This window comes from Duganella sp. Root1480D1 (genome assembly GCF_001427305.1).
Lineage (GTDB): Bacteria > Pseudomonadota > Gammaproteobacteria > Burkholderiales > Burkholderiaceae_D > Rugamonas.
Window position 1 is genome coordinate 107,319 of record NZ_LMFZ01000012.1, and the last position, 12,566, is coordinate 119,884.

Here is a 12,566-nt window from a genome sequence, read left to right on the forward strand (position 1 = left end):
GTGCACTCTAAAGTGTTGGCCGCGAGACCGTGCCGGTTTTAGTCGTAATCCGCGTCCAGCTCGGAGCCGGCGTAATTTTCCAGCTCCGTCCACAGCGTCTTCATTGCGAAGCGCCCTGGCAGCTTTTGCAGCACGGTACAGGTGCGGCGGTACAGGTCGATGCGGTGCAGCAGCACGGGACGATGCTGCTCCGGCACTGCGGCGACCAGCGCCTCCCAACCCGCCTCGTAATCCGGCTTGGCCTTGCGCACAGCCTTCACGAAACGTTCGAACTCCTTCTGGCCGGTGCGGGCGACGATGCGGCCGCCGCCTTCCACCGCGAAGATGATCGCCAGCGCGATCACGCCTTCCGCGTTCAGGTCGGGATCTTTCACCGCGCCTTCCACGTTATGGCGGCGCAGCCAGTTCGCCAAACGCACCACGGCTTGCACTTCCTGCCTTTGCTTCAACTGGGTCTGGTACTTGGAGGGACCATCCCAGTTGGCGCCCGGCTCAGTAAAGCAGATATCGAAGAACAGGTCGCGCAGGCGGCGCTGTGCGTACATCGGGTCGCTGTCGTACTCACCGATCAGCGTATCTTCCGGCATCGCGGCGAGGTCCTTCAACTGGAGGAAGCCGGCCTGGAAGGCCAGTTCCGCGCCCTGCTCCACCAGGAAGTCCAGCGCCAGCTCGTCGGAATCGACGGTCAGCACCTGCTCCAGGCCAAGCGACACGCCGCCGACGGTCAGGTTGACCGCCTTCTGGATGCCTTCCGCTGTGCGGTTATTGGTGAACTTGTCCGCGACCATGGCCGTGATGCCGCTCAATTCTTCGGCCAGGATGACGGCCGCATCTTCGCGGTCGTCGCCAGGCAGCAGTTTGATGGCGCGGGTCAGTCGCGGCAGGCTTTCTTTGACGAGTGCGGGCAGCATCAGCCGAAGATCCCCGTGCCGATCGAGCGGCGTGCGCGTTCGCGGCCGGTGCCACTGCGGGTGGTCGGCACTTGCTTGCGCAGGCGGTACAGCAGCTCTTTGGTGGAGCGCTGCAGGTGCTCCGGCTCTTCGTCCGGATCGTCGCTGAATTCCGCGTCGGCCAGGTCGGCGCTGTGGCGGAATTCCGGGAACAGTTCGAACAAGGCGCGGTCCCAGCCATCTTCATTGGCTTGTGCCAGCGCGACGGCCACCGGCACGATGTCGTTGTCGGACGCGGTCTGGCCGGTCAGGTAGGCCCCTTTGGAAATCACCTCGCCCGCCACTTCCAGCACTTCTTTCGGCGCCAGCGAGAACAGGATCGCGAACGCGGTGCAGCCCCAATCGGTGGCCGAAGCTTCCTTCAGCAGTTCGGCGCGGCGCTCTTCGTCTTCGGTGCCGAAGACAACGCCGTGAATATGGGCGAACAGCGATTCGGCGATGCGCTCAGGATCGTCTTCGATCATATCGTCCGGCCAGGTCGCGGCCAGGTAGGCCAGGCTTTCGGCCCATTGCTTCGGCGGCACCAGCAGGGTCGCCAGCGACATCTTGCCGCCGTCGAAACCGGACATGTGCAGCGCCGTCACGTGCGGCGGCAGTTCCTGCAGCACTTCGACCACGGCCAGGTCGCCGTGGGTATCCGCTGCTTCGGCAAAGGCGCGCTCGGCGTGCTCCAGGGAGCCCGCCAGAACGAGTTCGGTGACCTGCTTGCGAATGGCTGGCAGATTCTTGTCGGTCATGCTCAATCCTCCTGCTGGTCAAAGATGCCGGTGAAGTCGTCGGTTGCGACATCATCCGCGTAATCGTCTTCATCATCGCCTTCGTCGCCTTCAGCCAGGCGGTCGAGCGAAGTGTCCTCGTCGTCCCACATGCGCGGATGTTTGTGCAGCAGCGCGGTGATGATGGCCTGGCGCGCCAGGTCCGGGTGGTTCTCTTCCAATGCTTCCAGCAAGCCTTCCGCCTTCGGGCAGGTGGCGGCGCCGAACACGCGCGCCGGGTCGCCGTACTCGAAGTCCTCCGCGTCGGCAAATGCGGCCTTCGGGTCGTGGAACTCGATCACGTCCACCAGGGCGAACGCCATCATGTTCAAGTCATCGATGCCGCCGCCGTTCAGGTATTCGGTGCGCAGGGCTTCGACCATCTTCTTGTAGTTCTTGTGGTCAGGCGGATCGCCGAGGATGCCCTCGATCTGCCCTTCCAGTTCGCGCGCCTGGTAGGCGAACTCTGGGTGTACTTTTCTCATTGCTGCTACTTTCTGTTGGTTCAGGCGGCGGGGATCGTCACGCCGTTGACGCTGAAAACGGATCGCCACTGTTGGTAGGCTTCCGCTTCCGGGTCGATGATGATGCGGTGGTGCACACTCTGGTTGTATTCTTCCCGTTTTTCGGGGTCGGACAACACTTCGTAAGCTTTGACGATGGCCTTGAAGCGGGCGTCGGCGCCCGGTTCCTGGTTGCGGTCCGGGTGGAAACGCATGGCCAGGGAACGATAGACCTTCTTGATTTCCTCGTCAGAGGCATTGGGCGCGACACCGAGCACATTATATAAATTTTCCATATTGCAACTCCGGGCCGGTTTTTAAACGCGTAAGGACGAATTATCCTATAAAATGCCCTGTTTACGCTGAATATCACCCTAAAACCGGTAAACCGGGGTCAGACCCATGGGTCTGACCCCGTCTGCTCCACCGCCAGGGTTATGGTTTAAGTCCTTTGACTTTCGACGAAGATCAACGACGCACAACCCTCACCCAAGGCTTTGGCACATGGGGGGCGGACCCTTGGGTCTGACCCCGGTTTACCGGTTTTAAACCAAAACATACATGAGCAACGACAAAAAAACTGCTGCCCCGGCCCCTGCGCCGAATTTCCTGCGCAATATCGTTGAAGCTGACCTGGCCTCCGGTGCGCACACCCGCGAAGGCCTGCCGCCGGTCATTACCCGCTTCCCGCCGGAGCCGAACGGCTACTTGCACGTCGGCCACGCCAAATCCATCTATACCAACTTCGGCCTGGCGCGCGATTTCGGCGGCCGCTGCCACCTGCGCTTCGACGACACCAACCCCGAAAAAGAAGAACAGGAATACGTCGACTCCATCATCGACAGCGTGCGCTGGCTCGGCTTCGACTGGAACTACAAGGGCCCGGTAGGCGCCGGCGATCACCTGTATTACGCCTCCGACTACTTCGACAAGCTGTACGAGATGGCCGAATACCTGATCAAGGTCGGCAAAGCTTACGTCGACAGCCAGAGCGCCGACGAAATGAAAAACACCCGCGGCGGATTCGGCGTCGCTGGCACCAATTCGCCATTCCGCAACCGCTCGATCGAAGAGAACCTGCAACTGTTCCGCGACATGAAAGCGGGCAAGTACAAAGACGGTGAGCACGTACTGCGCGCCAAGATCAGCGAAGACGCCATGTCCTCGCCGAACATCAATATGCGCGACCCGGCCATTTACCGCATCCGCCACGCCCACCACCACCGCACGGGCGACGACTGGTGCATCTACCCGATGTACGACTACACGCACCCGATCTCGGACGCGCTGGAGAACATCACCCACTCGATCTGCACCCTGGAATTCCAGGACCACCGCCCGTTCTACGACTGGCTGCTGGAGACCCTGTCGGAAGGCGGCTTCTTCACCAAGCCAGTGCCGCACCAATACGAATTCGCGCGCCTGAACCTGACCTACATCGTCACCTCCAAACGCAAGCTGCGCGAAATGGTTCATAGTGGCATCGTCGACGGCTGGGACGACCCGCGCCTGCCAACCATCGCAGGCATGCGCCGCCGCGGCTTCACTCCTGAAGGCATCCAGTTGATGTGCGAACGCACCGGCGTGACCAAGTCCGACGGCTGGATCGATTTCGGCGTGCTGGAAGGGGCTGTGCGTGAAGACCTGGATCCGAAAGCGCCGCGCGCCATCGCCGTACTGCGCCCGTTGAAGCTGATCGTCGAGAACTTCCCGCAAGGCCAGTCGGTCGAGTGCACCTCGCCAGTCCACCCCCACCACCCTGAACTGGGCCACCGTACCTTCCCGTTTACCCGCGAACTATGGATCGAAGAAGAAGACTTCATGGAAGTGCCGACCAAGGGCTACTTCCGCTTCACCCCACCGGTCGGCGACCAGCCAGGCGCCCGCGTGCGCCTGAAGTACGGCTTCGTGGCTGAATGCACCGGTTACGACAAGGATGAAAACGGCAAGGTCACCGCTGTGCGCGTGAAGTACTTCGAAGATTCCAAATCCGGCACCCCGGGCGCCGACACCTACAAAGTGAAAGGCAATATCACCTGGGTCAGCGCCGAAGCGGCTTTGGAAGCGGAAGTGCGCCTGTACGACCGCCTGTTCACCGAAGAAAAACCGGATGCTGGCGGCAAGGAATTCAAGGATTTCCTGAACCCTAAGGCGCTGGAAGTCGTCAAAGCCTACCTGGAACCAGGCCTGAAGGATGCCGTTGCCGAGCAGCGCTTCCAGTTCGAACGGCACGGTTACTTCGTGGCCGACCGGGTGCTGTCGCAACCTGGCAAGCCGGTCTTCAACCGCATCGTCACGCTGAAAGATAGCTGGGCAAAATAACTGACCCGAACTGTGACAAAAAAGCCGCCTTCGGGCGGTTTTTTATTGTTAGTTTGATTTCAATCAAAGTGGCGTTTTTGCAACTTGACCTTGAATAGAGGAAATTCTTATAGTCGCGCAATGACCCGCTTACAACTCAGCCTGTTTGCCCCCGCCAAACCCTTGTGGTGGCTGGGAATTGCGCTGTCGTTGGGTGTTGGTCTCGGCCTGTACGTGGTTGCCACCCGCTCCGTCGAAAGTGAAGCGCAAGCCCGCTTCCAGAACCAGGCCCGCAATACGCAATTCAATATCAACGCCAGCATCAAGGCCTACACCGACGTCTTGCGCGCCGCTGCCAGCTACTTCCAGGCTGGCGGCGAGGTCAACCGCGAAACCTTTCACCGCTATGTGCAGGGACTGGACCTCGAACACAATTACCCCGCCATCGACAATATCAATTTCGCCGAGTACTACACCGACGCCCAGCGCCCGGCAGCGGAAGCCCGCCAGCGCCAGCTTACCGACAATCTTTACCCTGCCTACCGCATCCATCCCGAAGGAAAGCGCCGCGAATATGCGGTACTGACCCTGATCGAGCCCCTCGAAGGCTTCGCCGACCGATATGGCCTGGACATCGCAGCCCGCCCTGGCGTGGCGGACGCCCTGTTCTCGGCCCGCGACCAGGGCGCCATGAGCAGCTCCGGCCAGCCTATCCCGCTGCGCAGCGCACCAAGCCATGTCGGCATGGCAGTGCGCATCCCGATCTATCGCAACGGCATGCCGATAACCTCGGTCGCGGAACGGCGCCAGGCCTGCGTTGGTTCAGTAGGGCTGGGCTTCAGCGTGCCGCGACTGGTCGAAGCGGCATTGGGCGAAATGCCGGTGCGCACCGTGCGCGTATCCCTGCGCGACAGCAGCAGCATCGGCCGGCCGCCTGCCCTGCTGTTCGACAGCCAGCCCAATACGCCTGCTGCGGACAGCGACCATTTCATCACCGAGTTGCCGGTGCAGTTCCATGGCCGCACCTGGCATGCCCAGTTCAGCGTGCCGAAGCGCGCACTGTATTCAAACTTCGACCAGTTCCTGCCCACGCTGGCGGGCAGCATGGGCTTCGGCGCCAGCGTGCTGATATATGCGCTGTTCGTCACGCTGGCCTCGTCGCGCCGTCGCGCCGTCAAGATGGCGCGCGCCATGACGCGCGAACTGCGCGACAGCCAGGCGCGCCTGCAACTGTCGCACCACCGCTTACGCCGTCTCGCCGCGCACGCGGACCACATCAAGGAGGAAGAGCGCAAGCGCATTGCGCGCGAGATCCACGATGACCTGGGCCAGAACCTGCTGGCCCTGCGCATTGAAGCCGACATCCTGTCCACGCGCACGGAAAAAACCCATCCGCGATTGCATGCGCGGGCGCGGGCCACGCTGCACCAGATCGACAACACCATCCGCAGCGTGCGACAGATCATCAATGACTTGCGGCCAAATGTGCTGGACCTTGGCCTGTCCGCGGCCGTGGAATGGCAGATCGCACAATTCCGCCTGCGCTCCGGCATCAAATGCGAGTTCATTGAAGATGCCGTGGCCGACCATGGCGTCGATGACCATTGCGCGACCGCCTTCTTCCGCGTACTGCAGGAATCGCTCAGCAATATCCACCAGCACGCGGCGGCCACCGTGGTGCGGGTCGAGCTGCACCAGTCGCATGGCATGCTGCGCATGACCATTACCGACAACGGTATCGGCATCAATACCGCCAGCCGCCACAAGGCCGGTTCTTTCGGCCTGGTCGGTATCGAGGAGCGCATCAGCCTGCTTGGCGGGAACTGCTCGATCAACAGCCTTCCGCATGGCGGCACCACAGTCAGCATTGCGGTGCCGGTTGGTTATCGCGTGGCCCCCACCGACGATATGCGCCTCAGCGCTTAGGCATTTTTACCACTCGGTAGGACATTACCTGCCGTCGTTGATCCAGATCAAACTCCCTTTCCGCAGCTCAGCAAAAATGCATTTGTAACATTTGTCGGCGCGACAAGCTATTGATTTGAAAGGATGTTCGACTGTGTTGTTTATGCCGCGCACATTCAAATTGTTACTTGCATTAGTGGGGGCGAAGTCTATACTTGAGCTAGTTGATCTACATCAACACGCGTTCCCAACTCCGAACGCCTCAGATGCCTGGCACCACAACACCAGCCCCCCAGAACGGCGTCTTCTCTCTCTCAGTCAGTCTTACATTCGCTCACTTTTAAAGGGATTGTCACTCATGATTTCTGCCGAAAGCTTCAAGGCTATTGCCGACCTGGACCTGGAACCAATCAAGGTGAAACTGATGCACGTGGAATCTGGCGAAGGCTGGTCGCTGGAAAAGGTTAACGCAATCGAATTCGAGTACCGCCGTTTCCTCTATCTGATGAAAATGTTCCCTAACGAGCAGACCGCTCCGTTGATGGACGTGGACATTTTCTGGCATTACCACATCCTCGATACGATGAAGTACTTCATCGACTGCGAAAATGTGTTCGGCTACTACCTGCACCACTTCCCATACATCGGCCTGCGTGGCGAAGATGACGAAGAGGCGCACGAGCGCGTGGGTAATCGCATGAAGGAGCTGTATGAAGAAACCTTCGGCGAGGGGTATTTCCGCAGCGCGGTGGCTTATTCGGGCCGCGTGGCGGCGGAAGCTGCCGCAGACGGCGCCCAGGTCGCCTATTCGGGCCGCGTAGCGGACGAAGCTGGCCAGCAGGTCGCGTATTCCGGTCGCGTTGCCGCCGAAGCCGGTGCGCAAGTCGCGTACTCGGGCCGTGTCGCCGCCGAAGCCGGCGCGCAAGTCGCGTACTCGGGCCGTGTCGCCGCCGAAGCAGCCCCACAAGTAGCTTACTCCGGCCGCGTCGCTGCCGAAGCTGCGCCGCAAGTCGCCTACTCCGGTCGTGTCGCCGCCGAAGCCGCACCGAAGGTCGCATATTCTGGCCGCGTTGCAGCGGAGGCCGCACCGCAAGTGGCGTACTCCGGCCGTGTCGCTGCCGAAGCTGCGCCGCAAGTCGCCTACTCCGGTCGCGTCGCGCTTGCCTACTCCGGTCGCGTGGCCGCGGACGCCGCACCACAAGTGGCTTACTCCGGCCGCGTAGCTGGCGAAGCGGCACCGCAAGTCGCCTACTCCGGCCGCGTGGCAGCCGAAGCAAAGACTGCCTACTCGGGCCGTGTGGCGGCAGGAGCGAAAACGGCATACTCCGGCCGTGTCGCCGCTGAAGCGCAAACTGCCTACTCCGGCCGCGTGGCCGCCGAGGCCAAAACCGCCTACTCCGGCCGCGTCAGCGCCGAAGCCCAGGCAGCATCGCAATCGCTGTTCTATACCGCCCGTCCACGCCTGGCAGCCGCCTGAGCCAGATCGAGCGCGCAAATAAAAACGGCCGCCACCTGCTAGCAGGTGCGGCCGTTTTTTACATCCGAGCGAAGCTTAGTGCGCCATCAGGTCGCGCAGTTCACGAATGCTGAAATCGCTGATTTCATGCATGCGGATCAGGATCGTTGCGCCGATTGGCAGTGTATTGTGACGGATCTTGCTGATCACTGGTGGAGCAACTTCCAGCGCACGGGACAGTGCCGCATCATTTTTCAGTTGCAGCTTTTCGATGATGGCGTCCAGAACGCGGTTCGGATTGTAAGACGACGATGCAGTAATTTCTTTCAGAGAGCTCATGACTAGTACTTTTTCAATGTGTTGCGTGGTCGCAACAAAATTATTGGCGGAATTTTCGACAAAGAGCGCCAGAAAAAGCCGTTGTTGACGCAATTTTCGGCACACGGACGGTATCATACACCGTTTTATTGCCGTTCGCTTAACGCCGTGAGATTTTGATAGATTCTAGCGCGCAAAGCTGTGCTAGGAATTCATATAGTTTAACAAAAAGTCTACTTCTGGTCGTTTGTTGCTAAAGTAAATGGCAAACAGAGCCAGGCAAACGTGATCCAGACGAGGGCGGGCGGGAGATACATCAGGGCAGCCGGCATGGGAGTGTACTCCGAACGCCAGTCAAGGCGGCGCCTGATTTCCTCAGGCGGAGGCGGGGGTAGGTGGGCGTGGCCACGCTGGGCCAGGTAAGCACGGACTTGCTCCTTGGTGGGATGGCTGTACATGGCGCCCTCCTTGGCAGACATTGGCACAAGATAGCGCCGCCAGCATCACGGGCGCTTGATGCATCTCAAGGCGGCTGCGACATCCGGGTACAGCAGCCGAACCTGCAACTCTTGCTTCAGGCGCCGGTTCGCCAGCCTGCGCGACTCCGACATGAAGGACAACAGAGTTGGCGCCACCGCCTGCGCCAGTGCTGCACGGTCCAGGCGGGGTGGGCGCGGCAAGCCGAAATGATCGGCCACCATGTCGAAATAGTCCCCCATTTTCAGCTCCGTGTCATCCACTGCGTGATACACACGGTTACAAAATCCCTTGCGCAAGGCCGCCAAAACAACGCGCGCCAGGTCGTCCGCATGGATATGGTTGGTGTAAACATCATCTTCCGGCCGCAGCGCCGGGGTGCCCTGCTGCAGTCGCTTGAGCGGCAAGCGGTCTTCCGCGTAGATGCCTGGCACGCGCAGGATAGTCAGCCGCCCTTGCGCACGACGCGCCCAGGCCCGCAACACCTGCTCCGCATCGACCCGCCGCAGCGCCCGTGCATTGCGTGGCGCAACGGGCTGGGTTTCGTCGGCCCAGCGCCCGCCCAGGTCGCCATACACGCCAGTGGTGCTCACATAAACCACTTGCGCCCGGTCAGGTAAAATGGCGGTCACATTGCGGGTGCGCCGGTCCTGGGCTCCCTCGCCCGGCGGTGGGGCCAGGTGCACGATCTGTTGCGCCAGCCCGGCCAGGCGACGCAGCGACTCGGGCTGGTCCAGGTTGGCCAGCAACGGCACGGCGCCCGCCGCACGCAATTCGGCAAAGCGCTCGCGCTGGCTGGTCACGGCAAATACGCGGTAATGCGCGCGCACCAAAGGCAGCAAACGCATGCCCACATCGCCGCAACCAATGACCAGCAGGCGCGGCTTGTTGAATTTTTTACTGATTTCCATTTTTAAGATTGTATGTCTTTCCAAATTACTGTTCAGCCTAGCGGCCATCAATTCCTCTGCGAAGACGACGAAACCGTATTGGCCGCAGCCATGCGCGCCGGTGTCGGCCTGCCATACGGCTGCAAGAACGGCGCCTGCAGCTCCTGCAAGGGCAAGGTGGTATCGGGCTCGGTCAGCCACAAGGCCCACCAGCGCCGCGCGCTGAGCGAGGAAGAGGAAGCAGCCGGCATGTCCCTGTTCTGCTGCGCGATTCCGCACTCCGACCTGGTGCTGCAAGCGCGCGAAGTGGTGGGCAGCGGCGAATTCCCGATCAAGAAAATGCCGACCCGCGTCAACTCGCTGGAGAAAATGGCACCCGACGTGATGGTACTCACGCTGCAACTGCCGGCCAACGAAACTTTCCAGTACAAGGCCGGCCAGTACATTGAATTCCTGCTGCGCGACGGCAAGCGCCGCGCTTATTCGATTGCCACCGCACCGGAAGGCGGCGCGATCACCCTGCACATCCGCCACATGCCGGGCGGCCTGTTCACCGACCAGGTGTTCAGCACCATGAAGGAGCGCGACATCCTGCGCTTCGAAGGCCCGCTGGGCACCTTCTTCGTGCGCGACGATTCCGACAAGCCGATGGTACTGCTGGCATCGGGCACCGGCTTCGCGCCGATCAAGGCGATTGTCGAACATGAACGCGCCAGCGGCTCGAAGCGCCCGATGACGCTGTACTGGGGCGGCCGCCGCCCGCAAGACCTGTACATGGACGCGCTGTGCCGCCAGTGGGCGGACGAACTGCCGAACTTCAAATACGTGCCGGTGGTTTCCGACGCCCTGCCAGAAGAAAACTGGAACGGCCGCACCGGCTTTGTCCACCAGGCCGTCATCGACGACCTGCCGGACATGTCGGGCTACCAGGTCTACGCCTGCGGCGCCCCGATTGTGGTTGAATCGGCCAAGCGCGATTTCGTCAGGAATTGCAAGCTGCCGGAAGACGAATTCTACGCAGACGCCTTCACCTCCGAAGCAGATCTCCAGCAACCTTAAGGCTTTCCCCGCGCTGCGTGCCGTGGGGCGCGCAGCGCTCCACGGCTCTCCCAAGCACGCAAACGTATGTCATCCAACGGTTTCTCTGTCCTCCGCCACCGCAATTTCGCCTTCTACCTGTCAGCCCGCCTGCTCGGCACCATCGCCGTGCAAATGCAGAACGTCGCCATCGGCTGGCAAGTCTATGCGCAGACCAAAAACCTGTACTACCTGGGCATGATCGGCCTGGCGCAATTTGCGCCATTCCTGCTGCTGATCCTGTACGCCGGCCACGCCGCCGACCGCTACAACCGCCGCAACATCATCGCTACCTGCCTCGGCGCGCAACTGGTGTGCGGGCTGGCGCTGCTTGGCTACACCCACAGCGGCTTCAGCGCCGTATGGCCGATCTTCGCGGTGCTGGTGCTGTATGGTAGCGCTCGCGCCTTCATGAGTCCCGCTACCCAAGCGGTGCTGGTGAACATGGTTCCCACCGAAGATTTCAGCCGCGCGGTGGCGCTCTCCAGCTCCACCTTCCAGGTCGCCGTGATCCTCGGCCCAACCCTGGGGGGCCTGCTGTATATCTACGGCCCGGCCGCCGTGTACACCGTGACTTCGCTCATGCTGCTGGCCGCCGTGGTGCTGATGACGCTCACCCGCCCTGCCCCGCAAGCCACGCGCAAGGAGCCGGCCACCTGGCATAGCGTGCTGGAAGGACTGCGCTTCGTCTGGTCGCGCCCGATCATGCTGGGCGCGATTTCGCTCGACCTGTTTGCCGTGCTGTTTGGCGGCGTAACCGCCCTGCTGCCTGCCCTGGCGCATGATGTGCTGCACGTCGGGCCGACAGGTCTTGGCCTGCTGCGCACCGCGCCTGGCGCCGGCGCTGCCCTGTGCTCGATCGCACTCGCGTTCTGGCCGATCACGCGCCGGGTTGGCGCCTGGATGTTCGGCGGCGTCGCCGTGTATGGCATTTGCACCGTGATCCTGGGTACCACGTCCAGCTTCAGCCTCGCCCTCGCCTGCCTGCTGCTGCTTGGCACCGGCGACATGATCAGCGTGTACGTGCGTCACCTGCTGGTGCAGTTCGAAACGCCCGATGAAATCCGCGGCCGCGTCAGCGCGGTGAACGCGGTCTTTATCGGCGCCTCCAACGAACTTGGCGAATTCGAGTCCGGCGTCACCGCCGGCTGGCTAGGGCTGACGCGCGCCGTGATCTTCGGCGGTGTCGCCACGCTGGCGGTAACGGGCATCTGGGCCTGGCGCTTCCCTATCCTGTCGCGCATGGACCGTTTCCCCCATCACGACAAGTAGTAAGATTGGCCGCATGAGCTACCACATCGTTCGCAGCCGCCCCCATTTGAGCGCGGCCATCGGCGTCGGCGCGCTGGCCGGCGTGTTCCTGCCTTCGCACTGGCGGCCGCTGATCCGCGCGCTGTCGGCATGGGACATCGCAGTCTGGACCTACCTGCTCACCGTCGGCTGGATGATGATGCGCGCCGACCACCGTGAAGTGAAACGTGTCGCAGCGCGCCAGGATGAACGCGCCGCGACCATCCTCGCCAGCCTGGTCGTTGCCACGGTCGCCAGCATGATCGCCATCAGCAGCGAACTGGCCAGCCTGCGCGACATGCCTGCCAACGAACGCGGGCTGCACTATGTTTTCGTGGTGGTGACGCTGGTGGGCTCCTGGTTCCTGGTCGGCACCCTGTTCTGCTTCCATTATGCCCACCTGTATTACAACGTGGAAGGACGCCAGCGCCCGCTGTCCTTCCCGGGCGGCGAGACCCAGCCTGATTACTGGGACTTCCTGTATTTCTCCTTCACGATCGCGGTCGCGGCCCAAACCTCGGACGTCTCGGTGCAATCGCCCTCCATGCGCAAGCTGGTGCTCGGCCAGTCCGTGCTGAGCTTCTTCTTCAATCTTCTTATCCTGGGTTTATTTGTGAATATGGCGGCTTCGCTAATGTAGGAGT

General features: G+C 61.6%; 12 protein-coding genes. 6 read left to right on the top strand and 6 right to left on the bottom strand.

Going from position 1 to position 12,566, the window contains the following annotated elements:
- Positions 1-38: 38 nt before the first annotated feature.
- From ASD58_RS12945 to ASD58_RS12960, 4 genes are read right to left on the bottom strand one after another with little or no spacing between them, the layout of a single operon-like run.
- Complete coding sequence (locus ASD58_RS12945; RefSeq protein ID WP_057261585.1) at positions 39-911, bottom strand: hypothetical protein; 873 nt, start codon at positions 909-911, stop codon at positions 39-41.
- Positions 911-1,687 (bottom strand): hypothetical protein, encoded by a 777-nt coding sequence (locus ASD58_RS12950; protein ID WP_057261586.1) that lies wholly within the window; start codon positions 1,685-1,687, stop codon positions 911-913. Before ASD58_RS12950 ends, ASD58_RS12945 begins: the two co-directional genes overlap by 1 nt.
- A gap of 2 nt (positions 1,688-1,689) precedes the next feature.
- A complete protein-coding gene (locus ASD58_RS12955; protein ID WP_057261587.1) occupies positions 1,690-2,190 on the bottom strand; it encodes a hypothetical protein in 501 nt (166 codons plus the stop codon).
- Positions 2,191-2,210: 20 nt separating this feature from the next.
- A complete protein-coding gene (locus tag ASD58_RS12960) occupies positions 2,211-2,504 on the bottom strand; it encodes a DnaJ domain-containing protein (protein WP_055936718.1) in 294 nt (97 codons plus the stop codon).
- A gap of 265 nt (positions 2,505-2,769) precedes the next feature.
- Between ASD58_RS12960 and ASD58_RS12965 the strand changes: the two genes are divergently transcribed.
- The 3 genes from ASD58_RS12965 (at position 2,770) to ASD58_RS31640 (ending at position 7,891) form a co-directional block, all read left to right on the top strand.
- Positions 2,770-4,530 (top strand): glutamine--tRNA ligase/YqeY domain fusion protein, encoded by a 1,761-nt coding sequence (locus tag ASD58_RS12965; RefSeq protein WP_057261588.1) that lies wholly within the window; start codon positions 2,770-2,772, stop codon positions 4,528-4,530.
- A 120-nt stretch (positions 4,531-4,650) separates the two neighbouring features.
- Positions 4,651-6,435 carry a CHASE domain-containing protein gene (locus ASD58_RS12970; RefSeq protein ID WP_082565386.1) on the top strand — a complete coding sequence of 595 codons (1,785 nt, stop codon included), beginning with the start codon at positions 4,651-4,653 and terminating at the stop codon, positions 6,433-6,435.
- A 337-nt stretch (positions 6,436-6,772) separates the two neighbouring features.
- Positions 6,773-7,891 (top strand): glycine-rich domain-containing protein-like, encoded by a 1,119-nt coding sequence (locus tag ASD58_RS31640; protein ID WP_162253014.1) that lies wholly within the window; start codon positions 6,773-6,775, stop codon positions 7,889-7,891.
- A 75-nt stretch (positions 7,892-7,966) separates the two neighbouring features.
- On the opposite strand, the gene ASD58_RS12980 is transcribed toward ASD58_RS31640, so the two are convergent.
- Together ASD58_RS12980 and ASD58_RS32200 are read right to left on the bottom strand one after the other, a co-directional pair.
- On the bottom strand, positions 7,967-8,209 hold the full coding sequence (locus ASD58_RS12980) for a hypothetical protein (protein ID WP_055936706.1): 243 nt from the start codon (positions 8,207-8,209) through the stop codon (positions 7,967-7,969).
- 482 nt (positions 8,210-8,691) lie between these two features.
- Positions 8,692-9,576 (bottom strand): SDR family oxidoreductase, encoded by an 885-nt coding sequence (locus ASD58_RS32200; RefSeq protein ID WP_057261590.1) that lies wholly within the window; start codon positions 9,574-9,576, stop codon positions 8,692-8,694.
- Positions 9,577-9,588: 12 nt separating this feature from the next.
- On the opposite strand from ASD58_RS32200, the gene ASD58_RS32205 reads away from it, so the two are divergent.
- The 3 genes from ASD58_RS32205 (at position 9,589) to ASD58_RS13005 (ending at position 12,562) form a co-directional block, all read left to right on the top strand.
- Complete coding sequence (locus ASD58_RS32205) at positions 9,589-10,614, top strand: CDP-6-deoxy-delta-3,4-glucoseen reductase (RefSeq protein WP_057261591.1); 1,026 nt, start codon at positions 9,589-9,591, stop codon at positions 10,612-10,614.
- Between the two features lie 66 nt (positions 10,615-10,680).
- Complete coding sequence (locus ASD58_RS13000; RefSeq protein WP_057261592.1) at positions 10,681-11,904, top strand: MFS transporter; 1,224 nt, start codon at positions 10,681-10,683, stop codon at positions 11,902-11,904.
- A 13-nt stretch (positions 11,905-11,917) separates the two neighbouring features.
- Positions 11,918-12,562, top strand: a complete 645-nt coding sequence (locus tag ASD58_RS13005; protein WP_057261593.1) for a DUF1345 domain-containing protein — start codon at positions 11,918-11,920, stop codon at positions 12,560-12,562.
- Positions 12,563-12,566: the final 4 nt, after the last annotated feature.